We start from the raw sequence: 26,426 nt of genomic DNA, 5'->3' as shown, positions 1-26,426 counted from the left end.
CTGGATAAATGCTCTGTGCTTTTAGATTACCATTGGTGCAAGCTTTTGAACGATAGTTGCCATCTACTCCTGGGCTGCTGATTTAAGCCGCTCCGAAATGATCTATCGCAAATTACAATGCGCCAAGAGTTCTGTGCTGGCAACCTGTAATGGCGTCTACCACTCACTTACGCCCCGATGCGAGCTCTGAGTGGACGCTGACACCTGAGTTAATCGTAGGCCGCTCCGTAGCGCTCTATGAATTAACTTATTATTACCGTTGATCCTTAGGCTGGGAGAAACGGACGCAATCGCTAAAGCCATCAAGCTCTTGGGAGTCTGTATTCACACCAAATGATTGAAGGAATTTTTTTGCAAAGATGTCCTTTGGCCCCTCGGCGCCTTCACCTTTATTTAAATGTCGCGAAATTGAGCTTACAAAAAGATCCGCAATCTGCATAAGCGGGGATCTTTCAGAGTTCTCAGCCTCAACTACGTCAACATACAGGCGGTCGTTAAAAATAGATTTTGCCGCATTCTTTAGCTGCAGCTCAATCTCCATCATTGACAGCCTATCTTTAGACTCTTCTTCGGAATCTTTGCGAAATTGTAGATTTCTCGGAAGTACTGCTCGTCCTGATCTATCTTCCTCCTTAATACCCTGGATGACCATGTGATAGAAGAGCTTGTTTAATGTGTCGTCGAGGTTTGTTAGGCCACTCCTGAGGACGCCAATACCCTTGAATGAGATTGAAGATGAGTTTTCAATTATGGCATTCAAAAGCTCCAAGTAGACACCTAAGTTGCCCTTGTTTATATCTTTGAAATGCATCTCGCCTCTAAAGCCCATGGATTGTTTCTTTTGGATGATGGCATTGGTTATTTTTATTGTTTCGTAACTCCGTAACACCCAAACGCTACCGACCAATAGATATTTGCTCGTCTTTCCACTTTCGTCCGCATATATGCAATATATTGGAAAGGTGGGGCGCTCATCAAGAGCTCGCTGTTTCTCTTCCTCTTCCAGTTTTCCTCTGCGTTTTCTAACCTCAGGGGATGCAATGAACATTTTAAGGTCATTCTGCACTCTTGCCCGCGCTCGGGTGACATTGTTTAAGCGTTCGAGTTTAGGGTAGTTTTCCTGCAGAATGTTTCCACCGCTATAAAGATCTCCCTGGAATGTTCTCCAGTAGTGTAGCTGGCAAGCGATATCTGAGTCGCGGGCGTTGGTGTAGTGATTCAGAATCCAAGCAACTCGATCTACCAAGCGTTTAGGGCTATTGCCAGATATTGCAGATAACACGCGTTGCTTCTCAACCTCAAAGTCTTTGGTAATAACTGATTGGGTCTGATCTAGCTCTTCGGCTTCTTCAGATATAGTTGCAATTTCGTTCATCTAGAGTCCCTTCAGCTTCATGCGATTGGCTAATGGCCAGCATTGCCTCGGGATTGCCCGGCGTCAACTACCGTTCCTCTAAATTTCAGTTCCTTTATCTCAATTGCAGGTGCCAATAAGCCTCATGAACGGCCTCGCGTCATGCCGAGGTTCGCTATCGCGAAGATCACCAAGGCTATTTTTTGCATAGCGGAACTCAATCAAGGTCATCTCGTACGAGAGTTTTCCGTAGCTCCATCTATTTGATGTGGAAACACTTTTACCTCTTAATAAGCAAGATGTGGGTGGAAAAAGGGAACTGATTTATGTCCAGAAAATAAATCTGAGAATCATCTGGCCGGCCTCCCCACCTCATGGAGGTGCCGCTGTAAGGTTTCGATAAACGCCAACGTTTAAAAAGACATCTCCAAACACTCTCTCAGGCTACACACCCTTGCGCCGTTGCCTACAGCTACGCCAGAATCCGCCGGCTTGTGCGCTTTGTACCTGGTCTTTATCGTCTACGTGTCGCTGGCAACCCAGCGACCGGGTTTAGCGACCTGACCAGGTATAAGTTCAACGACGCTCCAGTTTGTCGCATACATTTGCGATGACGATATGGTGGCTGTGCGTGGGAGACCTTCGGGTCTGCCGGGTCTTATACCTCTCGGTTCGCTAACCCGCGTACAGCTGCCACCCTTACTTGTTTAGCGACAGGTATTGGTGGTTCCACCAGGTATAAAAATGGAGCTTCACCATGATCAAACCAACTCCCAACCCGCCCGAAACCGACTCGTTTTCGCCCTACGAATCCATCGATTCCAGAAAACTCCACGAAGCCGCCGACCGTGCGCTCGACCATTACCTCTGTCCGCCCGGCTCTACGCCGCCCCCACGTAGAACCCGCGGAATGTATGCCGTGACTGCGGACAATAAAAACGAAGAACTGCTGATTGATGCCAGTGAAACTCTCGCTTCGGCCCAAACCATTGCCCAGAACGTCGCCAGTCTGTTGCCGGCTTCGCAGCGTCGGACGTTGTTGGGGATTGCGCAGTTGATCATGCTCGGGGAGTTGGCGGTGAATCGGGCGTTGGATAATTTGCAATTGCCGGTGAAGCAGACCTCGGGATCACCTGCTGATTAAGCTGGTGTCAATTCTGGCGCCTTCGCGAGCAAGCTCGCTCCCACAGGGATTTGCGTCGCTCATAGATCTCAGGCACCTGATGATCCGAGACCGTTTTCCTCTGCTTGGGAGCGTTTTTACTGTGGGAGTCTTTCCTGAGGAATGAGCAACGTCTCCAGCCTCGCCAACGCCGGCGCCTCCTGGCTGCGATCAAAGACTTGCACACCAACCTTGAGCAAACGGCCGTTTTCCGCTGCGGAGATAACCTGCTCACACCGCAACAACAACCTCCCTTGATCACACTCCATCGCCTTAACCCCCATCGGCAATCTCCCTTCCAACCGCAATTCCGCCATCCGACTCTGCGCCGCAATCATCGCAATCGAGCGATCCCGCAAAACCCCGCTGCTCTGGGTCATCAATCCCGCCACACGAACAGCGGCGGACATGGCCACAGCGATGATCGCCAGCGCGACGAGTACTTCAATCAGGGTGAATCCGGCTTGCGGCGAGGGGGTGCGCATCGGGGGCTCGGGCGGTCGGGCAGCCCTTGACGCTAACCCCCGTCCTTGACGGCTTGACGACGAAAACTCCCGAGGATTTTCAACATCCCTGACATATCTTCTTGCAACACTGCGCGTCGAATCGAATCAAGCCAAGGGAATGTCGAGATGGATATCGCGCAGTTCAAACAGCCCGGACGACCGAGCCGGATGCCCCGTGGGCAGCAGGGTTTTACCCTGATCGAGATCATGGTGGTGGTGGTGATTCTCGGGATTCTGGCGGCGATGGTGGTGCCCAAGGTGCTGGATCGGCCGGATCAGGCGCGGGCCACGGCGGCGAAGCAGGATATTGGCGGTTTGATGCAGGCGCTGAAGTTGTATCGCCTCGATCACGGCACTTATCCGAGCATGACGCAGGGTCTGAAAGTGCTGGTGGAGCGGCCGGCGGACGCGAAGAACAGCAACTGGCGTTCGTACCTGGAGCGTTTGCCGAATGACCCTTGGGGTCGTCCTTATCAGTACCTCAACCCCGGCGCGAATGGCGAGATCGATATCTTTTCCCTCGGTGCCGACGGTCAGCCTGACGGCGACGGCGTGAATGCCGATATCGGTTCCTGGCAGCTGTAAGGCCGGTGATGAACAGCCAATCGAACCAGCAGGGGATGGCGATCATCAGTGCGCTGTTGATCGCGGCGGTGGTCGCGGTGATTGCGGCGGGGATGTTGACCCGGCAGAGCGTTTCGACCCGCGCGCTGGAGGCGGATCAGCAGCGGGTGCAGGGGCGCTGGGTGTTGCACGGCGGGCTGGAGATCAGCCGGCAATTGCTCTGGGATGCGCGGCAGCGTGATCCGCTGACCCGGCTCGATCAGCCGTGGGCGCAGCGCTTGAATGCGCAAGGTTTCGAGGGACGGCTGGAGGATGAGCAGGGCAAGTTCAACCTGCGCAATCTGGTGGCCAACGAGCGTGTCGATGAGGCGCAGGTGCAGGCGTTTCAGCGGCTGTGCGCGTTGATCGGCATCAGCGCCGGGTTGAGTCAGCGCATCAGTCAGCGGGTGATCGGCTCTTATCCGTATCTGTTGAACCCGCAGATTGCCGAAAACACCGCGAGCAAAAACGCCTTTGACAGTGGCCGCGCCACGTCGCCGAATGCTTCGCGTAAACCGCAGAATCCGAAGTTGCCGATGCTGCGCAGTGTCGATGATTTGCGCAGCGTCGAGGGCGTGAATGAGGCGGTCATCGGCAAACTGGCACCGTACCTGACGGTGATTCCGGCGACCACCTGGCTCAATGGCAATACCGCCACTGCGCCGGTGCTGGCCGCGTATGTGCCGGGGTTGTCGCTGGAGCGGGCGCAGGCGCTGATCAATGAGCGCGATGCCGGGCGCTGGTTCATCAACCGGGGCGATTTCGTCAACCGCTTGCGCATGCCGAATCTGGAGCTGACCAGCGTCAAGGTCGGCATCACCAGTGACTGGTTTCGCCTGCGTGGCGAGGCGCGGCGTGATCAGCGGCGGGTCAGTCTCGATGCGTTGTTGCATCGCAGCGAGGATCGTCTGCCACAGGTGATCTGGTCGCGGGTGGGCGTATGAGTCAGTTGCGTGTGAGTTTGCCGCCAATGGCGCAGTTAAGCCTCGACAGTGAGATGGATTGCGCGTGGCTGGACCGTCAGGGGCAGGTTATTCGTGAACAGCGTCAGACCTTTAGCCAATTGGGGCAGTTAGCGAAGCAGCCACCGCTCAGCGTTTTTCTGCATCCGGCGGATAGCCTGCTGGCGAGCATCGACCTGCCGCCATTGCCGGCCAACAAGACCGCAGCGGCGGTGCAATGCGCGGCGCAGGCCTTGATGCTCGGCGACTGCAATGACATGCACATCGCTCACAGTTCGCGGGATGAAGCGGGGCAGGTGCAGATTGCCTGGGCGCCGCGTCAACGCTTGCAGCATCTGGGGCAACTGCTGAAGCAGGCCGGGCTGAATCTGCGCGGCTTGTATCCGGCGGCGTACAGCTTGCCGGTGCTGCCGGGCACGGTGGCTTGTCGGCAGGACGGCCATTTGTTGCTGCGCGAAAGCGTGCAGGTGGCGCGGGTGCAGCCGCTGTTCGACGACGAGATTGGCGATTGGCTGCTGAGTTGCGGTACGCCATTGCACTGGATCGGCTCGGCGCCACCGCCGGATGCGCAATTGCCGATGGCCGAGGCGCAACGCTGGACCGGGCCATTGCCCGGTTGGGGTCTGCAGGGTGCGGTGCAACAGCAGCGCAGCGAGCATCGCGGGTGGGGCCGGGCGCTGGGGCTTTGCGCCTTGGCGGTGGCGGTGTGGGTCATCGGCCTGAACCTGTATGCCGCCCGCGAAGCCAGTCAGGGCCAGCAGCTCAAGGCGCAGATGGCGCTGCGGGTGAAGCAGGCCTTTCCCGAGTTGCCGGTGATCCTCAATCCACTGCAGCAGGCGCGTCAGCAATTGGCGGCGCGGCAGAAGGGCGCGGCGGAGGATCCGGCGCAGCCGTTCAATCGGCTGGTGTTGCAGGCCGGCAGTGGCATGCCATTCATGGCCGGCACGGTCGAGCGCCTGACGTTTGTCGACGGCAGCTTGCAGTTGAGTCTGCTGGCCGACGCCCGGCGCAGCGCCAATGACAAGGACAAGGATTGGCAAGCCGCATTGGCTCAGGTCGGGATCAGTGCGACGGCTGACGATGAAGGCTGGCTGCTGCGCCCGAGCGACGAAGTCAGCACTCCAGATGACAGCGCTGACGACAGCGGAGCAGAAGATGAATAAGGCATCGCTCGCGGTGTACCGCGCTCGCTGGCAGCGTTTCAGCGCGCAACTTCAGGCGCGTTGGCAAGCGTTGGCCCTGCGCGAGAAACGCATGGTCGGCGGCATGGCGGTGGTGCTGCTGGCGCTGTTGGTGTGGGTCGCGCTGATCCAGCCGCCGCTGAAAAAAATCACTTACTGGCAAAGCGAAACGCCGAAGTTGCGCGCGCAGACCGAAGCCCTCGAAGTGTTGTTGCGCGAGGTCAGCGTACGCCCGCAAGGGCAAAGTCTCGCGCAGTCGCTTGAACAGACGCTGCAGGCCAGCGGCTTGGCCGGGCATTACCAATTGCAAGCCGGAGAGGCCGGCGCTTGGCAGCTGACGTTCGACGCGGCGCCGGCCGATGCCGTGCTCGACTGGCTGTTGAGCACCCCTGCACAACTTTCTCTGCAAGTGGTCGAGGCCCGTCTGCAACGCGCCGACAACGCTTCGACCGAAGTCACTGCCGGCACATTGTCAGGCACCGTTCGCATGGATCAGGCGCTGGGCGCTAAGGAAGCTTCATGAAGGGGTCAGGATCCAAACCGGCACGTCTGGCGTTGCCGATGCTGCTGATGGCGTTGAGCGCGTGCAGCAACACCACCACGCCGCCGAATCAGCCGCCGTTGCTGGTGGACAGCGAACTGGGTCGGCCACTGGCCAACACCCAGCGCAGCGGTGATGCGCTGCTCGATCGGCAACGCGCCCAGGCTCAAACCGCGCCGCAACCCCGGCAGATGCACAACATCACCGAACGCGCGCGCAGTGGCGGCGCCCCGCGCGGCAGCACACTGCCGAGCAATCCGCTGGGCGATCAGCCGGTGACGCTGAATTTTGTCGATGCCGATATTCAGGCGGTGGTGCGCGCGTTGTCGCGTTCCACTGGCCAGCAGTTTCTGGTCGATCCTCGGGTCAAGGGCAGCCTGACGCTGGTCTCGGAAGGGCAGGTGCCGGCGCGCCAGGCTTACGACATGCTGCTCGCGGCGTTGCGCATGCAGGGTTTCAGCGTGGTCGATGTCGGCGGCGTCGCCCAGGTGGTGCCGGAAGCCGACGCGAAACTGCTCGGCGGGCCGATCTACAGCCCGGACAAACCGGCCGGTAACGGCATGCTCACCCGCACCTTTCGCCTGCAATACGAGAACGCGGTAAACCTGATTCCGGTGCTGCGTCCGATCGTCTCGCCGAACAACCCGATCAATGCCTACCCCGGCAACAACACCATCGTCGTCACCGATTACGCCGAGAACCTCACGCGCGTTGCCCAGTTGATCCAGACCATCGACACCCCGAGCGCGATCGACACCGATGTGGTGCAGATCCAGAACGGCATCGCCGCCGACATCGCGCCGATGGTCGCCGATCTGCTCGACGCGCCGGGCAACGATCCGACGCAGAAAATCGCAGTGATCGGCGACCCGCGTTCCAACACCATCATCATCCGCGCCGGCAGCCCCGAGCGCACGGAGCTGGCGCGCAACCTGATCTACAAACTCGACAACGCACAGAGCAATCCGAGCAACCTGCACGTGGTTTATTTGCGTAACGCGCAAGCGGCGAAACTGGCGCAGGCCTTGCGCGGGCTGCTGACTGGCGAGAGCGACAGCGGCACCAGCGACAGTGCGCGCTCGGTGCTCAGTGCCATGGGCAGCAACGGCAACAACAATGGCGGTTCGGGTGCGCAGAGCGGCACGCAAACCAGTGGTAACACCTCGACCACGTCGAGCACTGGCAGCAATGGCGGCAGTTACGCGCAGGGCAGCAGTTCGACCAGCAGCGGCGGCAATCAGGCCAGCGAGCAGAATGTCGCGTTCAGCGCTGGTGGGGTGACGATCCAGGCCGACGCCACCACCAACACTTTGCTGATTTCCGCGCCGGAACCGTTGTATCGCAACCTGCGCGAGGTCATCGATTTGCTCGACCAGCGCCGTGCGCAAGTGGTGATCGAGAGCCTGATCGTCGAGGTCGGTGAGGATGATGCCAGCGAATTCGGCGTGCAGTGGCAGACCGGCAATCTCGGCGGCAACGGCGTGATCGGCGGGGCGAACCTTGGCGGTTCGGGGATCAATCTCAACGGCAAGACCAGCCTTGATGTGCTGCCGCAGGGTTTGAACATCGGCTACGTTAACGGCACCGTCGATATCCCCGGCATCGGCAAGATTCTCGACCTGAAAGTGCTGGCCCGGGCGCTGAAGAGCAAGGGCGGCACCAACGTGCTGTCGACGCCGAACCTGTTGACCCTCGATAACGAGGCGGCGAGCATTTTTGTCGGCCAGACCATTCCGTTTGTCAGCGGCAGTTACGTCACTGGCGGCGGGGGCACCAGCAACAATCCGTTCCAGACCGTGACCCGTGAAGAGGTGGGCTTGAAGCTGAATGTGCGGCCGCAGATTTCCGAGGGCGGCACGGTCAAGCTCGATATCTATCAGGAAGTCAGCAGCATCGACGAACGTGCTTCGGTCAGCGCGCGAGCGGCGGGGATCGTCACCAACAAGCGCGCGATCGACACCAGCATCCTGCTCGACGACGGCCAGATCATGGTCCTCGGCGGCTTGCTGCAGGACGGCTACAGCCAGAGCAACGAAGCGGTGCCTTGGCTGGGGACGTTGCCGGGAATCGGCGCGCTGTTTCGCAACGAACGCCGGGCGATCAGCAAGACCAACCTGATGGTGTTCCTGCGCCCATACATCATCCGCGACAGCGAAGCGGGGCGCAGCATCACCCTCAACCGCTACGACTTCATGCGCCGCGCCCAGGGCGGCCTGCAACCGGAACGCAGCTGGGCGATGCCGGACATGCAGGCGCCGCAGTTGCCGACGGCGGCGCAGGGGGTGCCGAGTCCGGTTCCGACTTCGGGCCCCCGTGCGACTATCAAAGCGGTGCCGATTCAGTCGGGGCCATCGTTATGAAACACACTCTGAGTCTGGTTGATATTCCTGTGGCGAGGGAGCTTGCTCCCGCTGGGCTGCGCAGCAGACCCAAAACCTGCAACTCCATTCTTCCAGATACACCCTGCATCCCGGATTTACGGGGGCTTCGCCCCCGAGCGGGAGCAAGCTCCCTCGCCACAGGGGAATTGGGGGGCCTCAAGAGATGAGTGCATTGCCCTACGCCTGGGCCAAGGCCCAGCGCATTCTGTTGTGCGACGGCGTGCTGACCGTTTGCCCATCGACACCGGGCTGGTCGATCAGCGAGGTGCGGCGGCAGTTCGGTGAAACGTCGCTCCGGCGCGTGCGCGACGATGAACTCGACGGCTTGCTCACTACGGCTTACGCGGATACCGGCAGTGCGGCGGCGGTCGTTGGAGCAGCAGAAAACGAAGTGGATCTCGACCGCCTGATGCAGGACATGCCGGAAATCACCGACCTGCTCGACACTCAGGACGGCGCGCCGGTGATCCGCATGATCAACGCCTTGCTCACTCAAGCCGCGCGCGATGTGGCCAGCGACATTCACATCGAACCGTTCGAAACCCATTCGGTGGTGCGCTATCGGGTCGATGGCACCCTGCGCGACGTGGTCTCGCCGCGCAAGGCATTGCACGGTGCGCTGGTGTCGCGGATCAAGATCATGGCCCAGCTCGACATCGCCGAAAAACGCTTGCCGCAGGACGGCCGTATCGCGTTGCGGGTGGCCGGGCGGCCGATTGATATTCGCGTCTCCACGGTGCCCACCGGGCATGGCGAGCGCGTGGTGATGCGCTTGCTCGACAAACAGGCCGGGCGCCTGCATCTGGAAACCCTCGGCATGGACGCGCAGGTGCTGGCCAAACTCGATCACCTGATCCGCCAGCCCCACGGCATCGTGCTGGTCACCGGCCCCACCGGCAGCGGCAAGACCACCAGCCTCTACGCCGCGCTGGCACGCCTCGATGCCAGCACCAGCAACATCCTCACCGTCGAAGACCCGGTGGAATACGACCTGCCGGGGATCAGCCAGATTCAGGTCAACGCCAAGATCGACATGACCTTCGCTCTGGCATTGCGGGCGATCCTGCGTCAGGACCCGGACATCATCATGATCGGCGAAATCCGCGACCTGGAAACCGCGCAAATCGCCGTGCAGGCCTCGCTCACCGGGCATCTGGTGTTGGCGACGCTGCACACCAACGACGCGGTGTCGGCGGTCAACCGCTTGATCGACATGGGCGTCGAGCCGTTTCTGCTGGCCTCGTCGATGCTCGGCGTTCTGGCGCAACGCTTGGTGCGACGGCTGTGCAATCAGTGCAAGCAGGAAGACCCGGCGGCAACGGGCACGTGGCGGCCAGTGGGCTGCGCCGCCTGCAACCACACCGGCTACAGCGGCCGCACCGGCATCCACGAATTGTTCTGCATCGACGACGACATCCGCACCCTGATTCATCAAGGGGCAGGGGAGCAGGCCTTGCGCGCGGCAGCGGCCAAGGCCGGGATGTTCAGCCTGCGCGAGGACGGTGAGCGCTGGATTCGCAGCGGCGCCACCGCCCCTGAAGAAATCCTTCGTGTGACCCGGGACGCCTGATGAATCGCTATCGTTTTGAAGCTGCCGATGCCACTGGCAAGATCGAATCCGGGCACCTGGAGGCGGACAGCCAGGGCGCGGCGTTCGGCATGTTGCGCAGTCGTGGATTGACCGCGTTGTCGGTGCATAAGGAAAGCAACGTCGCCCAGCATGGCGGCGGCAGTGGCTTGTTCAGTGCGCGGATGTCGGACAACGACCTGGCCTGGGCGACGCGGCAACTGGCGAGCCTGCTCGGTGCCAGCCTGCCGCTGGAGGCGGCGCTCAGCGCGACAGTGGAGCAGGCCGAGAAAAAACACATCGCCCACACCCTTAGCGCGGTGCGCGCCGACGTGCGCAGCGGCATGCGTCTGGCCGAGTCATTGGCCGCACGGCCACGGGATTTTCCGGAGATCTACCGCGCGTTGATCGCTGCGGGGGAAGAATCTGGTGATCTGGCGCAGGTCATGGAGCGTTTGGCGGATTACATCGAGGAGCGCAACAACCTGCGCGGCAAGATTCTCACCGCGTTCATCTATCCCGGTGTGGTCGGGCTGGTGTCGATCGGCATCGTGATCTTCCTGCTCAGCTATGTGGTGCCGCAGGTGGTCAGTGCGTTTTCCCAGGCGCGGCAGGACTTGCCGGGGCTGACGTTGGCGATGCTCACCGCCAGTGATTTCATTCGGGCATGGGGCTGGTTGTGTGCGGTGCTGATCGCGGGGGCATTCTGGAGCTGGCGCCTGTACCTGCGCAATCCGGCGGCGCGCTTGAGTTGGCATCATCGGGTGCTGAAATTGCCGCTGATCGGGCGTTTCGTGTTGGGCCTGAACACTGCGAGATTCGCCTCGACCCTGGCGATTCTCGGTGGTGCGGGGGTGCCGTTGTTGCGGGCGCTGGAGGCGGCGAGGCAGACGCTATCCAATGATCGCTTGAGCCTGAGCGTCAGCGACGCCACGGCCAAGGTGCGTGAAGGGGTGAACCTGGCGGCGGCGTTGCGGGTGGAAAACGTGTTTCCGCCGGTGCTGATTCACCTGATCGCCAGCGGCGAGAAAACCGGCGCACTGCCGCCGATGCTCGAACGTGCGGCGCAAACCCTGTCCCGCGATATCGAACGGCGGGCGATGGGCATGACCGCGTTGCTCGAACCGCTGATGATTGTGGTGATGGGTGGGGTAGTGCTGGTGATTGTGATGGCGGTGTTGTTGCCGATCATCGAGATCAACCAGTTGGTGCAGTAGCTGCGATTGATGTGGTCTGCCCTGGCCCCATCGCTGGCAAGCCAGCTCCCACAGGGGGCAGTGTTGTTAATGCGACCTGCGTCACAACATCAAAACCTGTGGGAGCTGGCTTGCCAGCGATAGGGCCATGCAGCACAACAAATAACTCAGACTTTTTTACCAGGACTCCAGCATCACCCGAGCCTCAAAAGAACCATCCTCGGGTTCTCCTTTCTGTCATCTGCAACCACCCCGCAACGGCTGCAGCCAGTTTCAGCCAAACCCACGATCCAGACGCCGCGCAATCCCCCGCAAACACCCGAGAAAACCCCCTGAAAAACCCCGCGCAGCTCCCGAGGTTTTTTCCTTTATCTGTCACCGGAAACTGCGAATTTCTCACTGCGACTTAACCCCGGGCCCGCTTGCGAAGGTCAGCGGTGAGTCTTCCCAGTGTCATGCAAGTCCCCTGAAAACCTGTGTTCACAACCATCGTTGAAAAGGAGATTCTTCATGTTCAAGCGCACTCTGATCGCCGCTTCCCTGACCGTTGCCGCTCTGGCTTCCGCCCAGGCCATGGCCGTTACCGGTGGCGGCGCCACGCTGCCAGCCGCTCTATACAAAGGTTCGGCCGACAGCATCCTGCCTGCCAACTTCAGCTACGCCGCCGTGGGTAGCGGTGCCGGCAAGACCGCTTTCCTGACCAACAACCCGGCCGGCTTCAGCACCACCGGCACCGTGCATTTCGCCGGTAGCGACTCGATCCTCAGCGCTTCGGAAATCAGCACCTACAACACCACGTACGGCGCTTCGTACGGCCCGCTGATTCAACTGCCGTCGGTGGCCACTTCGGTTGCCATCCCGTACAAAAAAGCCGGCCAGACCGCACTGAACCTGACCAGCGCTCAACTGTGCGATGCGTTCTCCGGTGCCAAAACCACTTGGGGCCAGTTGCTCGGCACCACTGACACCACACCGATTCGCGTTGTTTACCGCAACGTTTCCAGCGGCACTTCGGAAATCCTCAGCCGTCACTTGAACTCGGTCTGCCCGACTCAGTTCGCCACCAGCTCCACCTTCACCAACGCGCGTCTGCCAGCCGGTTCGGCGCTGCCGTCGAACTGGGTCGGCGTCGCCAACACTGCCGATGTCGCCACCGCCGTGAACGCGGTTGACGGTTCGATCGGTTATGTCGGTCCGGACGGTGTCGACGCTACCAGCAACGCTGTTGTTGCTCGCGTCAACGGCGTTCAGCCAACGTCGCTCAACGTCACCCTGGCACTGTCGTCGGTGTCGGCTCCTTCGACCCCCGCCCAGGCTGCAAACCCTGCCAACTGGTCGCCAGTGGTGGCTAACCCGGCTTCGGGTTACAAACTGGCTGCCTACACCAACTTCATCTTCGGTCAGTGCTACAAGGATGCAACCGTGGCCGCGGCCGTCAAAGCCTTCCTGACTCAGCACTACAGCAACCCGGGCAACAACACTGCGACTCAGGCCCACAAGTTCGTCGCCGTGCCTAACGCCTGGAAAACTGCTGTGACCGCCAACTTCATCACCAACACTTCGGGCAACAACCTGGACATCAACAACGCCAGCGTCTGCAACGCTATCGGTCGTCCTTTGTAAGCTCTCGCGGTCGTAACGCCGATGACGGCAACCTTGGGGTTGCCGTCATTTTTTTTGGCTCGAATACACGCCGAACATGAAGTTTGTGTGACATCCGTTCGGTCGCGCCCCTCGCCAACGGCCTATGTCGTAACAGCAGGTTTTTGCAGGCCTGCGGCATCTTTGGCAACCAAAGTGTGGCAATCAAAAAAGGATCTCGTAGTGATGCTCGCTCGCCCATCCCGTCGTCGTACCCACGTTCAGTCCTTCCAGCGTGATGCCGTGGAGCCGGCGCTGTGGCTGCTCAAGCCATTGGCGCACGCGGTGGCGTTGTGTCTGGTGGCGGGCAGTGCGCAGGCGCAGACGGCGTTCAGTTCGAGCTGGTTTGCCGCCAAGGGTGCAGCGCAACAGGCTGCGGCGGCACGTCCGAGCGTTGGCGGATTGCCGGGGATGACACCGCCATTGGCCCAACAGCAAAAAGCCAATGCGCAGTTGCAGCGTTCGATCCAGACCCTGAACAACACGGTTGCCGCGATTGCTGCGCAACAGGCGGCGCAGGCGGCCGGACGCACGGCGGCGTTGGGCACGGTACAGTTTGTACCGGACGGTCTGGGCGAGGGCGGTTTGAAAGTCGATAACAGCCTGACCCAGGGTTGGCAGAACGCCAAGGGCCCGCAACAGACCCGGGCCGACGGCAAGACAACGGTGAAGATCGAGCAGACCGCCGACAAGGCGATCCTCAACTGGGAAACCTTCAACGTCGGCCGCAACACCACCGTTGAATTCGCCCAGCAGTCGAACTGGGCGGTGCTCAACCGGGTCAACGATCCGAATGCCCGGGCCAGCCAGATTCAGGGCCAGATCAAGGGCGACGGCACGGTGATGCTGATCAACCGCAACGGCATCGTCTTCAGCGGCGGCAGTCAGGTCAACGTGCGCAACCTGGTGGCGGCAGCGGCGAATATCACCGATATCCAGTTCCGCGATCGGGGTCTGTATTTCGACAGCAGCGCCACCCAGCCGACCTTCACCGATGCGGCCGGCAAAGTGTTGGTGGAACGTGGTGCCTCCATCGACACCCACAAGCCGGCATCGTCTACCGCTGCCGGGGGTTATGCCTTGCTGCTCGGCAGCGACGTACAGAACGACGGCAGCATCAGCACCGTCAAGGGCCAGACCGTGCTGGCCGCTGGTGACCGTTTCTACATTCGCAAGGGCTCGGGCACCGAGGGTAATGCGCTGTCGACCACCTTCGGCAGCGAAGTCATTCCCGGCTTCAAGGCCGGAGCCGTTGCGGGCAAAGTCACTAACAACGGACTGATCCAGGCTGCCACGGGCGACATCACTCTGACCGGTCACGAGGTGGTGCAAAATGGCGTATTGCTCGCCAGCACGTCAGTGGCGACGCGGGGCACGATTCACCTGACCAACCCGAACAGCGACAGCAGCGGCAGCGTCACGCTGGGGCAGGGCAGCGCCACGGCCGTCATGCTCGACAGCAGTGACCTGACGGCCCTCGACAGCCAACGTCAGGCCGCGCTGACGGGCGTCACGGCCAATAACCGGATCCGTGGCGATCAGTCACGCGTTGAGATTCAGAGCGGTGGCAGTGTCGAGTTCCAGAGCGGTTCGATCACCCTGGCCACTGGCGGCCAGGTTGCGGTCAATGCACAACGCCGCAGCCTGGTGCGCGACGGCGCGATGATCGATGTATCCGGTGCCCTCGGCGTCAGAGTGGCGATGGAAAACAACAGCATCAAGATCAACGTGCAAGGCAACGAGCAGCGCGACGCCTCGGTCAACCGCGAGAAAGGCGCGCTCAACAGCAATGACATCTGGGTCGATATGCGCGATCTGGTGTATGTGCCGGCGGGCACCAACGGCTACGCCACGGATCGCTGGTACACCGCCGGTGGCCTGTTGGAAGTCGGTGGTTATCTGGGCACTCAAGGGCACAGCGTCGGCGAATGGATGGCTCAGGGCGGCACGGTGAGTTTTGCCGGCAACGACGTGGTGACTGAAAAGGGTTCGCTGATCAACCTGTCCGGCGGCACCCTGGATGTGCAGAGCGGCGAGATTCGCCAGAGCTGGCTGCGTGGCGCCGACGGCAAGTTGTATGAAGTGTCGCGCGCGCCGGGGGACCTGCTCTATACCGGCCTGTACAAAGGCTATGAAGACAGCAGCCAACGCTGGGGCCAGACCCTTTATTACTACAGCCCGCTGATTGCCCCGCGCTCGCGTTTCGAGTCGGGTTACACCGTGGGCCGCGATGCCGGGCAACTGGTGATTGCCACGGCCAATGCGGTCCTCGACGGGCAAATGATCGGCGAGGTGTATCAGGGCGAACGGCAGAATCAGGCGCCGAAACCGCTGCTCGACGGCTATCAGCAGAGCCAGACCGCACTGGCCCGGCGTGCGCAGTTGATCGTCGGCAGTTACGACCCGACCTTCGTCGCGGCGTCTAATGGCCTGCTCTACACCCTCAATCCATTGCTCGATCAGGTGCAGATCGGTGGCACGCGTCCGGTTGCCGACAGTGATCTGAATCTGAGCGCCGCAGTGTCCGAGTCGCGCAAGGGCAAGTTGTATCTGGATAACGATCAACTCAATGGTTTCCGGCTCGGTGCGCTCAAGGTCGCGGCCAGCGATCAGATCGCCGTCGACGGTGCGCTCACGGTCGATAACGGTGGCGACATCACCCTGTACTCCCCGGAGGTGCAGATCGGCGCCGACCTGAGCGCGCGTGGCGGTAGTCTGCGCTTGGGTAACGTGCTCAATCAGTTTCTTAGTAGCGATACCGCTGACACTCGGCTCACGGCGAAGGTCGGCAAGGCGACGCAAGTCACTGTGGCCGACGGTGTGCAACTCGATACCCGTGGTGTATGGAGCAACCTGCGCAGCAACCCGGACGACGGTGCGAGCCTGGCGTATCTCAATGGCGGTTTGCTGTCGATCCGCAGCAGTGGCGACATCGATATGGGCGCAGGCAGTCTGCTCGATGCGTCCTCCGGCGGCGCTGTGCTGGCCAACGGCAAGACCCGGGGTGGCAAGGGCGGCGACCTGACGCTGGAATCCAGTGCGATTTCGGCGCCCGGTGAAACCCACCTGAACCTTGCGGGCGAACTGCGGGGCTACGGTGTCACGGGCGGCGGCACGCTGACGGTGCAGGCCAATAAGATTCTCATCGGTCAGACCGACAAGGCGCTGGCCGACAATACCCTGCAGCTGTCTGCCGATCTGTTGCGCAAGGGCTTTTCCGCCTATAACCTGATTGGCCTGAATGGGCTGGACGTTGCTGAAGGTACGGCGATCGATGTGCACATGCCGGTGTACCGTTTCGCTGATGCCGCGCCGAATCAGGTCAGTGGTGTCGATCCGCAAACGGCGCTGGAGCTGTGGACACCGACGCTGTTCCAGGAAAACCCGACCAAGGGCCTGTTGACCCAACGCGCCGGCGCCAGCCTGACACTGCAAGGTGGCGCGACGCTGGTCGGGCTGATAGACGCCGCCAACAGCACCTTGACCCTGGGCCGCGGTTCGCGGATCAGTGTCGATCCGGGGCAGAGCATCAAACTGCGCGGTGCCGGACAGATCACCGTGGAAGGTGAACTGAATGCCTGGGGTGGTGCGATTGATATCCGTCAGCAACAGTTTGGTTCGAACAAACCGGCGACCGCCATTGCCGTGGCCGATCCGAGCGCACATGACCGCTCCATCTGGATCGGTGAACAGGCTGTGCTGGATGTCTCCGGACGCACCACTACGGCAGTCGATGCGCTGGGCCGCACTTACGGGCAGGTCGGCAAGGGCGGCAGCATCATCATCGGCGGTGAAATCGATGCGAAACTGGCTACAGCCACGGCCGCCGATGCTTATGTGATCGTGCGTCAGGGCGCCCGGCTGGACGCTTCCGGCAGCGAGACCGTTCTGGATATCGCCGGCCAAGGGCCGACCCGCGTCGCAACCGACGGCGGGCGGATCAGCCTGAGCTCCTACAACGGCCTGTTCGTTGAGGGCAACCTGCGTGCAGTGGCGGGCGGTGTCGGGGCTGCCGGCGGTCGTCTGGACGTTGCGCTTGAAACACCGCTGTACGTTGACTCGGCAAGCAATGCCGTGCGGGCGCCGCGAGAGATGATCATTGGCCAGGCGCCGACGGACAAACCGCTCGCGCCGGATCTGCGTCCGGGCGAGGGCGCCGCTGACCTGCGCTACGGTCAGACGCGCTTGAGCGCAGACAGCCTGATGGCGGGCGGCTTCGATAACCTGAGTCTGTTGAGCAACGGTTTGCTGTCGTTTGACGGCGACGTCAATCTGCGCATGAACCAGAGCCTGACGCTGTACGCCGGAGCGCTGTCGCTGGCCGAAACCTCCGCAAGTACGACTCGCGTCGATTTGAGCGCGCCGTACCTGCGCCTGTCTGGCGTCGGCACTTACCACGCCGGCTTCGGCCTGATACGGCCGCGATTGACCAATAATCCGACGACACAGCTGTCGGACGCGACCTTCAGCGCGTCAGCGGACTTGCTGGACGTGAGCAATGGCCTGTCGTTCGGTACGCAGGGTTCAATCCTGCAACTCGGCGCGCCGGCGGTTGCGTATGGCCGACGGGCATTTGGTCAGGTGAGCCTCGACAGTCGTGGCGATCTGCGTTTCCTCGCGCCCAACGACGGTGCCGAAAAAACCCGGCTGTGGACGCCGGGTGACTTGAACCTCGGTGCTGCACAAATCTATCCCGCCAGTGACGTCCAGGCTGAAGTGCGCGTTGGCTATCAGGGTGCCGTTGCGGTGTCCGACCATACGCTGCGGATCAGCAGCCACGGTGCGGCACCCGCTGAGGTGCCGTACTCGGTCTTCGGCAATCTGAGTTTTTCCGCGGCGTACATCGAGCAGGGCGGGGTGGTTCGGGCCCCGCTGGGCAAGATTGTTCTGGGTGACGATTTGCAGACCACCAGTCATGAGGTTCGACTGCTGTCGGGCAGCACCACGTCGGTCAGCGGCGCCGGTCTGGTCATGCCATACGGAGGCACTACGGACGGCATCGATTATCTCTACAACGGTAAATCCGTGGTGTTGAACGGCATCACGGGCGATAAAAACGGCGTGGCGATCGGTGGGCAATACATCGAGGTGCAGAACGGTGCGCTGATCGATCTGTCCGGCGGTGGAGATCTTCGCGGCGCCGGTTTCATTTCCGGACGCGGCGGTTCTACCGATGCGCGCTTCAATCCGCTGGTGCGCAATGCCACCGATGGCACCTTCAGTCTGCCGGGGCTGGCGAGTAATCCGGTCTACGCCATCGTGCCGGGCAATCAGAGCCGTTACGCGCCGATCCTGGCCGGAGCCGGAGCGGTCGATCCGCGCATCGGCCAGCAGGTCACTATTGGCGCTGGCGTACCGGGGCTGGCGGCGGGGACTTACACGTTGCTGCCGTCCACCTTTGCCTTGTTGCCGGGCGCGTTCCGGGTCGAGGTCAACGGTCAAGCGACGCCGGCTGCGACGACGGCAGCGTTGCAGTTGCGTAATGGGTCGTGGACCAGCAGCGGGCAGATGTCGATTGCCAACACCGGACTGCGCGACAGTCTGGCCAGTCAGGTGATCCTGACGTCGGCAGACGTGTTGCGCCGTTACTCGCAGTACAACGAAACGTCGTTCACCCAGTTCATCCGCAGCGATGCCGCCCGGCGTGGCGTGCCCCGTGCGTTGGCGCCAATGGACGGCAAGGTGCTCGATCTGCGCCTGAGCACGGGTGGCAAGCAAGAGACTGCGTTGCAGTTCGATGGGCGAGCGCTGTTTGATGCCGCCGAAGGCGGGCTGATCGGCACGGCGGCGCTACGCGGTGGTTACGCCGGCGCCGAGTTCGAGGTGCTCGGTGCGGGGCATGCGCCGTCGCCGGGTTTCAGTGGCGTGTCGGTGTACGCCGACACGCTGAACAACTTCAATGCCGGACGTCTGACGCTCGGTGCGCTGCCGGAGGTGACTTACAACACGACCGGCAACATCATCAAGTTCGTGGGGACCTCCAGCAACATCACGCTGCGCGAAGGGGCCATCCTGTCAGCGCCGGAAGTCGTGCTGCGCACCACCTCGACCACCGGTGGCATCACGGTCGAAGCGGGCGCCGGGATCAACACCCTGAAGCGTGGCAATGTGGCCTTCGATTCAACGTCCGGCTACCTCTACCAGCCTGAAGCCTCGAGCCTGTTGGTCGTATCCAACGGCTGGACCCATGTGCTGGCGCCGGCAGCGGCCAGCGGCATCAGCGGCGCGGGCAGCATCCGGATTGGCGTGTGTGTCACGTCATCTTGCAACGATCCGGCGCTGCTCTATTCGAACGGCAGTATTACGGCGGCGACGGACAATCAGTTCGAACTGGGTGAAGCGGTACGTTTCGGCACGCGCCGACTGGCACTGGCAGTGGGCTCGGTCAACGCCGGCAGCGCCACCGCGCTGGCGGCGGCCGGCAGTAGCGTACCGGCCGGTCTGACCCTTAACCAGAACGTGCTCGACCGCCTGCTGCGCGGCGACACCCAATATGCTGCGCCAGCGCTGGAAACCCTGAGCCTGACCACCCGCGATGCCTTCAATTTCTTCGGCAGCGTGAGCCTCGACACAATCGATCCGCAGACCGGCCAAAGCAAACTGCAGAACCTGGTGCTGGTTACCCCGGCGATCTACGGTCTGGGCGATGCCAACGATGTGGCGAGCATCCGCACCGCCAACCTGATCTGGAACGGCGCGACGCAAAGTGCTGGCAGCGTCATCACCGGTGGCGCCGGTACGGGCAGCGGCACACTGGACATTCAGGCCCAGCGGATCGAGCTGGGTTACGGCCCGATGCCTCAGGCCAGCGGGCTGGATCAGAACAATCGTCTGGCGCTGGGTTTTGCCAACGTCAACCTCAGCGCCAGCGAGCGCATCACCGCCAATCACAAGGGCAGCCTGGCGGTGTATCAGGAGCAGGGCGCTTACGATCCGCTCAAGGGTTACCGCTACAGCGGCGGCAATCTGAACCTGCGCACGCCGTTGCTCACCGGTGAAGCGGCTTCGGTCAGTCTGCTCAAGGTCGGCAACAGCCTGACCCTCAGCGGCGCCGGGGCTGCCGGGGTGGCGAATGCGTTGGGTGCAGAGTTGAATCTTGAAGCACGCGATATCGTGCTGGACAGCCGTATCGCCTTGGCCAGCGGCAAGCTGACCGTCAAGTCCGAGGGCGATTTAACGCTGGGCACTCGTGCCGTGCTGGACATGGCCGGGCGGACCTTGCCGTTCAATGATGTCAGCAAATACAGCTGGGGCGGCGACGTATCGCTGTACAGCGCCAACGGCAATATTCGCCAGGCTGCGGGCTCGCGGATCGATCTGTCGGCGAAGAACAATCAGGCCGGTAACCTCAGCGTCGTCGCTCTGGCCGATGCGGCCGGGATGGTCGATCTGCAAGGCGAGATTGTCGGCGGCAGCAGCGGTTACTACGACGCCGGAGGCACGTTGGTGCCGTACAAGGCCGGTGGCGTGGACATTCGCGCGCAGCGCCTGGGTGGTGACGCCACCGAGCAGTTCGCCGCACTCAATCAGCGCTTGAATGCCGGGCAGGTTTACGGCAGCCGCAGCCTGCAGCTCAAACAAGGCAACCTGGTGATCGGCGATGGCCTCAAAGCGAGCGAGGTCAATGTCGCGCTGGACAATGGCAGCCTGACGGTGGCCGGTCTGATCGATGCCAGCGGCGAGCGTGTCGGCAGCATTCGCCTGTCGGCGAAAAATGGCCTGACGCTGGCTGGCAGCAGCGTACTCGATGCCCATGGCCGCGTGCTGCGCGTCGACAGCTACGGCAAGATCATCGATGCACCCAACCGCGCCACGGTCGAACTGAATTCCGGCGATGGTTTGCTTACGTTGGGCAGCGGCGCGCGTATCGACCTGCGCCACGGCACTGATGCCGTGCCCGGTTTCCTCGCCGGGCAACACGATGGAGTGCTGCGCGGTACGCTGGAGCTGAACGCGCCGCGTCTGGGCAGCAATGACATCGCCATCGACGCCAGCGGTGTGTTGACCATTCAGGGCGCGCGATCCATCGGCCTCAACGGTATGCGTCGCTACACCGATGCCCGCGATGGCGTCGATCCGGCGGTCAGTGGCCGACCGTATCAGGTGATTGATCAGGCCATGCTCGAACGCATTCACGGCGACAGCAATGATTTTATCAACGCCGCACTGGGCAATAACGATCTGCTGCAACGCAAACTCGCCGGGTTGAACAACGCCACGTATGCCGACGCCTTCCATCTGCGCCCGGGCGTGGAAATCGCCAGCAAGACTGCCGATGGTGATCTGGTGGTGGAGGGCGATCTGGATTTGTCCGGTTATCGCTACGCCAGTCTCAATCCGCACACGCAGCTGAACCCCGCCGTATATGGTTCCGGGGAAGCGGGCAGCCTGGTGATTCGTGCCGGTGGCAGCCTCGATATTTACGGCAGCATCAATGACGGCTTCGCGCCGCCATCGGAAACCCAGGATGACGCCGGGTGGAAACTGATTGCCGGTGTGCAGCCGTTCGGTGGCGATCTGATCGTGCCGGGCAGTGGGGTGACGCTGGCCGAGGGCACGCAGTTTCCGCTGGGGGCGACACTCAATTACGACGTGACGATTCAACCAGCGGTTCTGGCCAGTGGCACGTTGCTGCCGACTCAAGCTGTGCTGAACGAGGCGTATACCTTCAGCGCCGGCACGGTGTTGGCGGGGGCGATTCACGACAGCAACGGTCATCTGCTGTACGCCGCCGGTACGCTGCTCAGCGACAGCGTGACGTTGCCTGCCGACACACGTCTGGGCGCCGGCATCCGTTTGAACAAGGCCACCGCCCTGCAAGCGATGAACTGGCCCAAGGGTGTGCCGCTGCCAAGTGCTTACGATGCAGATCTGACGACGTTCTCCGGGGTGAAATTAAAGGGCGAACTGGCCTTGTTGCGCGGTTCGCTGATTCCGTCGATGACCGATGTGAAGCTCGCCGAAGGCACTTCGCTGATCGAGTTGCGGCCGTTCAACGGCACACAACAGGGCAAGAACTGGGCGCTGGCCAGCATGCTGCCGTCGGGCAGTGCTTCATGGTCGATGCGCGTGGTGGCGGGTGCAGATCTTGATGCGGCCGACAGCCGTGCCGTGAAGCCTGTCACCACCGATGGCAATCTGCGGCTGGCGGACACTCATTACGGTGTCACGCTTACCCAGGCAACGGGAATACTCGTGTGGGCACCAGACAATCCGTATGACCTTCCGGGATATTACCCTGTGCCCGATGACCAACTGGAGATCTGTGCGCAGGTGGAAGGGCTCTGTGTGCCGATGGCACGTTGGGTCTGGGCGCCGGGCAATGGTCAGGGACCTGACTACGAACCTGTTCCCGAGGAGTATCAGATCCTTTGTGAAATCTATCCGGAGTTCTGCATCGGCAATAATCCCGGCACAACCGCCAAGGCCCACAGTCAGATGTTCAGTGTGCTGCGCACCGGTACAGGCGATCTCGATCTGATGGCTGCCGGCAACCTGAGCATGGATTCACCGTTCGGCGTTTATACCGCCGGCACTCAATCAGCGAATGTCGATCCGTTGTACAACCAGAAACGTGGGCATCTGTCGGACAGCAATTCGGTGTTGGGCAGCGCCGGTGCCGCTTATGAAAAGTGGGTCGACGGCGGTAGCGACAGCCTTTATCAGGCCTGGTATCCGCAGATGGGCGGCAACCTGACAATCAATGCCGGTGGCTCGGTTTCCGGGGATTCCGTCGGCACGAAAGCACAATCGGTGAATGGCGGTTTCCGCGAACAGATCGCCAGTGCGTCAGTGGGCAACTGGTTGTGGCGCCAAGGCACGGGCAACCCGGATGTGCCCACAGCGTGGTGGATCAACTTTGGCAGTTACGCTACTCGGTTGATGACGCCTGACGCCAATACCGAACCGTACCTGGTGGGCTTCACCGGATTCGGCACCCTGGGCGGCGGCAACATCAGCCTGCGTGTCGGTGGCGACGCCGGGATGCTCAGACCGTTGGGCGATGCGGTTAATTATCCGCGCAGCCAAGGGCTGATCGTTGCCGTGGGCAGCACCGGGCGTGTCGCCGACGATGGGAGCGTGCAGATGACCGGCGGTGGCGATATGGACATTCGCATCGGCGGCGCATTCAACCCATCGCTGCAAGCGCGGGCCGGGGATAACGGGACTCAGCCGCCGAGGCACGACCTGCAAGGCGCACTGATCAACTTGCGCGGTGCGGCGCAATTGACGGGTGGGGCGCTGGGCGGCATCAATCTGCAATACGGTGCCAGCTCGCAGTTGCATGATGTCCGTGAAACCCGACCGCTGGATCCGTTCACCTCGACGACCAGCAACGCTTCTGGTGGCCTGGTGCTGATTCCCGGAGACTCCGGCATGAGTCTCAGCACCCGTGGTGATCTGGTATTGGGGGGGGCGGCCGATCCCGGTCGTGTGAGCCAATTCAACGCCACGCCACTGCTCGATAGCGACGCTAATATCCTTCCCGGTGGCACCCTGAGCGGCTTCTCACTGTGGACCGATCACACCGCCATCGATCTGTTTTCCGCCGGCGGCAATCTCACGCCCAGCACTCAGTTGGCGCAGGTCGATGGGAGTCTGTCTCCTGTGAGGGGCGCCAATACCTCGCCCACCGATGGTCGTTTTGTCTACCCGGCGATTCTTCGGGCCGTTGCAGCTCAAGGTTCGATTTATGCGGGGCCATCAGCGGCTTACGGGGTCGGCAATGCTGCGCCGAAAACCGCGTATTCCCTGCTTTTGGCGCCTTCTCCATCCGGGCAACTCGAACTGTTGGCGGGCGATTCCATCTATGCCGGCGGCTACGCAATCAATCAGTCCGGTGCCAGCCCGCTGGCCATCGCCACCCCGTTCAGGCCGTCATTCCTCGCCTTTGCCAGCAATAACCCCAACAAGCCACTCACCAGCAACTACGGCAGTGACGGTGTTAAACCGGATGGTAATTCGCGTTATCCATTGTTCGCTTTTGGGCCCGACAGCTATTCCGGTTTGAATGATGTGCAAGGGCCGGCACGGTTCTATGCCCTGACCGGCGATTTGGTGGGGATACGCAGTGGCGAGACGTTGAGTTTCGATACCTCGAAACGCACTTGGTACGAAGCAGCAGGCCCTGTCTGGATGATTGCCGGACGTGACATCGTGGCATCCGGAACCCACCTGGGCCAACCGACAGCCGTGCAGCCCGATGAGATGGGCGTGGGTCGGGAAGGCATCACCTCGACCGGCAACCTGTTCGTTCATAACGACCCGCGAGATATATCCCGGGTGTCGGCGGGCCGCGACATTCTCTACAGCAGCTTCGATATCGCCGGCCCCGGCACGCTGGATATCAATGCCGGGCGCAACATCCTGATGGAAAACCGCGCCAGCATTACCAGTCTCGGCGCGATAGTGGCCGGGGATACGCGAACCGGTGCCAGCGTGGTATTGCAGGCGGGCACGGGCGCACAGGGGCCTGATTACACAAGGTTCATCGCGCGTTACCTGAACCCGCAGAACCTTGCCAATCCGAATGCCGCTCTCAACAGCCAGCCGGGCAAAGTGGTCAAGACCTACCTCGACGAGTTGCAGAGCTGGCTGACCCTCGGCTACGGCTTCAGCGGCAACGCAGAGCAGGCACAGGCGTTCTACGCCGCGCTACCAAGTGCCGAGCAGGCGATCTTCGCTCGCCAGGTGTACTTCGCCGAACTGCGCGCCGGCGGCCTGGAATACAACGACGCCGACGGCCCGCGCAAGGGCAGTTATCTGCGCGGTCGCAACGCCATCGCCGCACTGTTCCCGAGCACCGATGTGGCGGGCAATCCGCTGCGTTACGACGGCGACATCACGCTCTACGGTGGTGCCGGGGTCAAGACCCTGTTCGGCGGCGATATCCAGATGCTCACGCCGGGCGGCGGTCAGGTGTTCGGCATCGAAGACTCAGCACCACCGTCCACGGCGGGGATCATTACGCAGGGCTTGGGCAACATTCAGCTCTACTCGCAGGGCAGCATTCTGCTGGGGCAGAGCCGGATCATGACCACCTTCGGTGGTTCGATTCTCGGCTGGTCGGCCGAGGGCGACATCAACGCCGGTCGCGGTTCGAAAACCACCGTGGTCTACACCCCGCCAAAACGTGTCTATGACACTTGGGGCAACGTGACGCTATCGCCATCGGTGCCGAGCACCGGTGCGGGTATCGCCACCCTTAACCCGATTGCCGAAGTGGCACCTGGCGACATCGACCTGATCGCGCCGCTGGGCACCATCGACGCCGGGGAGGCGGGGATTCGCGTCTCGGGCAACGTCAACATCGCCGCGCTGACGGTGGTCAACGCTGCCAACATCTCGGTGCAGGGCAAGGCGACGGGTGTGCCAGTTGTGTCGGCGGTGAACACCGGGGCGATCACCTCGGCAAGCTCCGCTGCCTCTTCAGCCACCCAGGCCGCTGAAGACGTGGCCCGTCAGCAGCAGGCAGCAGCGCGGCAGAATCAGGCGTCGGTGTTCACCGTGCAGGTGCTGAGTTTCGGTAACGAGCAACTGGCGCCAAACCGCGATGGCGCCAGTCGTGCGCCGGCCAGCGGATACAACCCGAACAGCCCGGTGCAGGTGCTGGGCGCCGGGGTGCTGGATGAACAGGCGAAACAGCAGCTGACCGAGGAGGAACGGGGGCAGCTGACGTTGTAAAGGACTCTCGTGTAGTACTTTGGGCGACCGGTTGGTCGCCCTTTTTTTGTGTAGGTGGGAAGGTTCAGGGATACCCTTGTCGAGCATGCAATACGTTTAGGATTTCGATCCGCTCGGTCACCCGATAAACCACGACATAGTTGGGATGGACAACGATTTCCCGGGTGCCGGCGACCTTGCCGAAGCGATAAAGGTAGGGGTGAAGTGGGAGGGCGGAGGTAGCCGCTTCGATGGCGGCGTTCAGTTGACTGGCCGCAACGGCGTTACGGTCAGCGATGTAGTTCAGGGTTTGCCAGAGTTGAGTGCGAGCTTCAGGTCGCCAGTCAACCCGCACTGTTTTTGTTGAGTTTCGATTCGATGAGGGCGCGCATCTCGGCCATCACCTGCTCGTGGGGGATGTTGGGCCGCGGATCATCCATCGAGGCCTGTACCTGTGCCCTGAACCAGCGATCATAGCTGGCGGCCTGCTCTGGGGTTTCGAAGTCTGAAACGATAAGGGAAAGTTCGGCGCTCATAGTGACCTCCATGATCAATGTGAAGCAGTCTAAGGGGGATGTGGCTCGCTGTCGTCACTGGCAAGACGAAGTGCCAAGTATCCCCAAGCGCTGGCGGGAAAGATGTCAGACGTTTCCCTTGCCCATAAGGGAA

Annotated in this window: 14 protein-coding genes; 10 read left to right on the top strand and 4 right to left on the bottom strand. The window is 61.5% G+C overall.

Features of this window, described 5'->3' with window-relative positions:
- Positions 1 to 253: 253 nt before the first annotated feature.
- Positions 254 to 1,375: a DUF3800 domain-containing protein gene (locus OC71_RS00130; RefSeq protein WP_041062399.1), complete on the bottom strand. Its 1,122-nt coding sequence runs from the start codon at positions 1,373 to 1,375 to the stop codon at positions 254 to 256.
- A gap of 736 nt (positions 1,376 to 2,111) precedes the next feature.
- Here OC71_RS00130 and OC71_RS00125 point away from each other — a divergent pair.
- Positions 2,112 to 2,498, top strand: coding sequence for a DUF6124 family protein (locus OC71_RS00125; protein ID WP_041062394.1), 387 nt, complete (start codon positions 2,112 to 2,114; stop codon positions 2,496 to 2,498).
- Positions 2,499 to 2,614: 116 nt separating this feature from the next.
- Here the strand turns inward: OC71_RS00125 and gspI are convergent, their stop codons facing one another.
- On the bottom strand, positions 2,615 to 3,001 hold the full coding sequence (gene gspI, locus OC71_RS00120) for a type II secretion system minor pseudopilin GspI (RefSeq protein ID WP_041062391.1): 387 nt from the start codon (positions 2,999 to 3,001) through the stop codon (positions 2,615 to 2,617).
- Positions 3,002 to 3,148: 147 nt separating this feature from the next.
- Between gspI and gspG the strand changes: the two genes are divergently transcribed.
- The 9 genes from gspG (at position 3,149) to OC71_RS00075 (ending at position 25,778) form a co-directional block, all read left to right on the top strand.
- A complete protein-coding gene (gene gspG / locus OC71_RS00115; RefSeq protein WP_041062388.1) occupies positions 3,149 to 3,607 on the top strand; it encodes a type II secretion system major pseudopilin GspG in 459 nt (152 codons plus the stop codon).
- Positions 3,608 to 3,615: 8 nt separating this feature from the next.
- Positions 3,616 to 4,569: a type II secretion system minor pseudopilin GspK gene (gene gspK / locus OC71_RS00110; protein WP_041062385.1), complete on the top strand. Its 954-nt coding sequence runs from the start codon at positions 3,616 to 3,618 to the stop codon at positions 4,567 to 4,569.
- The gene (gene gspL / locus OC71_RS00105; protein ID WP_041062382.1) at positions 4,566 to 5,750 is read left to right on the top strand and encodes a type II secretion system protein GspL; all 1,185 of its coding nucleotides are present in this window, start codon (positions 4,566 to 4,568) and stop codon (positions 5,748 to 5,750) included. The genes gspK and gspL overlap by 4 nt, the downstream gene beginning before the upstream one ends.
- Positions 5,743 to 6,291 (top strand): type II secretion system protein GspM, encoded by a 549-nt coding sequence (gene gspM / locus OC71_RS00100; RefSeq protein ID WP_041062379.1) that lies wholly within the window; start codon positions 5,743 to 5,745, stop codon positions 6,289 to 6,291. The genes gspL and gspM overlap by 8 nt, the downstream gene beginning before the upstream one ends.
- Complete coding sequence (gene gspD / locus OC71_RS00095) at positions 6,288 to 8,669, top strand: type II secretion system secretin GspD (RefSeq protein WP_041062376.1); 2,382 nt, start codon at positions 6,288 to 6,290, stop codon at positions 8,667 to 8,669. Before gspM ends, gspD begins: the two co-directional genes overlap by 4 nt.
- 184 nt (positions 8,670 to 8,853) lie before the next feature.
- Entirely contained in the window at positions 8,854 to 10,260 is a 1,407-nt protein-coding gene (gene gspE / locus OC71_RS00090; protein ID WP_041062373.1) for a type II secretion system ATPase GspE, read from the top strand.
- Positions 10,260 to 11,474: a type II secretion system inner membrane protein GspF gene (gspF, locus tag OC71_RS00085; RefSeq protein ID WP_041062371.1), complete on the top strand. Its 1,215-nt coding sequence runs from the start codon at positions 10,260 to 10,262 to the stop codon at positions 11,472 to 11,474. Before gspE ends, gspF begins: the two co-directional genes overlap by 1 nt.
- Positions 11,475 to 11,963: 489 nt before the next feature.
- On the top strand, positions 11,964 to 13,076 hold the full coding sequence (locus OC71_RS00080) for a substrate-binding domain-containing protein (protein ID WP_041062368.1): 1,113 nt from the start codon (positions 11,964 to 11,966) through the stop codon (positions 13,074 to 13,076).
- Between the two features lie 204 nt (positions 13,077 to 13,280).
- Positions 13,281 to 25,778 (top strand): filamentous haemagglutinin family protein, encoded by a 12,498-nt coding sequence (locus OC71_RS00075; RefSeq protein ID WP_041062365.1) that lies wholly within the window; start codon positions 13,281 to 13,283, stop codon positions 25,776 to 25,778.
- 64 nt (positions 25,779 to 25,842) lie between these two features.
- Here OC71_RS00075 and OC71_RS26890 read toward each other — a convergent pair whose 3' ends face one another.
- Both OC71_RS26890 and OC71_RS00070 read right to left on the bottom strand, forming a co-directional pair.
- The gene (locus tag OC71_RS26890; RefSeq protein WP_084234091.1) at positions 25,843 to 26,112 is read right to left on the bottom strand and encodes a type II toxin-antitoxin system RelE/ParE family toxin; all 270 of its coding nucleotides are present in this window, start codon (positions 26,110 to 26,112) and stop codon (positions 25,843 to 25,845) included.
- On the bottom strand, positions 26,102 to 26,293 hold the full coding sequence (locus OC71_RS00070; protein ID WP_003225628.1) for a hypothetical protein: 192 nt from the start codon (positions 26,291 to 26,293) through the stop codon (positions 26,102 to 26,104). The genes OC71_RS26890 and OC71_RS00070 overlap by 11 nt, the downstream gene beginning before the upstream one ends.
- Between the last annotated feature and the right edge of the window lie 133 nt (positions 26,294 to 26,426).

It is taken from the genome of Pseudomonas sp. W15Feb9B (genome assembly GCF_000828175.1).
Taxonomy (GTDB): Bacteria; Pseudomonadota; Gammaproteobacteria; order Pseudomonadales; family Pseudomonadaceae; genus Aquipseudomonas; species Aquipseudomonas parakoreensis.
This window is presented reverse-complemented; position numbering and strand designations above follow the sequence as displayed.

What these genes read in the sequence shown, in the direction of transcription:
- OC71_RS00130 (WP_041062399.1), bottom strand. Translation starts at nt 1,375, where the DNA reads ATGAACGAAATTGCAACTATATCTGAAGAAGCCGAAGAGCTAGATCAG.
- OC71_RS00125 (WP_041062394.1), top strand. Translation starts at nt 2,112, where the DNA reads ATGATCAAACCAACTCCCAACCCGCCCGAAACCGACTCGTTTTCGCCC.
- gspI (WP_041062391.1), bottom strand. Translation starts at nt 3,001, where the DNA reads ATGCGCACCCCCTCGCCGCAAGCCGGATTCACCCTGATTGAAGTACTC.
- gspG (WP_041062388.1), top strand. Translation starts at nt 3,149, where the DNA reads ATGGATATCGCGCAGTTCAAACAGCCCGGACGACCGAGCCGGATGCCC.
- gspK (WP_041062385.1), top strand. Translation starts at nt 3,616, where the DNA reads ATGAACAGCCAATCGAACCAGCAGGGGATGGCGATCATCAGTGCGCTG.
- gspL (WP_041062382.1), top strand. Translation starts at nt 4,566, where the DNA reads ATGAGTCAGTTGCGTGTGAGTTTGCCGCCAATGGCGCAGTTAAGCCTC.
- gspM (WP_041062379.1), top strand. Translation starts at nt 5,743, where the DNA reads ATGAATAAGGCATCGCTCGCGGTGTACCGCGCTCGCTGGCAGCGTTTC.
- gspD (WP_041062376.1), top strand. Translation starts at nt 6,288, where the DNA reads ATGAAGGGGTCAGGATCCAAACCGGCACGTCTGGCGTTGCCGATGCTG.
- gspE (WP_041062373.1), top strand. Translation starts at nt 8,854, where the DNA reads ATGAGTGCATTGCCCTACGCCTGGGCCAAGGCCCAGCGCATTCTGTTG.
- gspF (WP_041062371.1), top strand. Translation starts at nt 10,260, where the DNA reads ATGAATCGCTATCGTTTTGAAGCTGCCGATGCCACTGGCAAGATCGAA.
- OC71_RS00080 (WP_041062368.1), top strand. Translation starts at nt 11,964, where the DNA reads ATGTTCAAGCGCACTCTGATCGCCGCTTCCCTGACCGTTGCCGCTCTG.
- OC71_RS00075 (WP_041062365.1), top strand. Translation starts at nt 13,281, where the DNA reads ATGCTCGCTCGCCCATCCCGTCGTCGTACCCACGTTCAGTCCTTCCAG.
- OC71_RS00070 (WP_003225628.1), bottom strand. Translation starts at nt 26,293, where the DNA reads ATGAGCGCCGAACTTTCCCTTATCGTTTCAGACTTCGAAACCCCAGAG.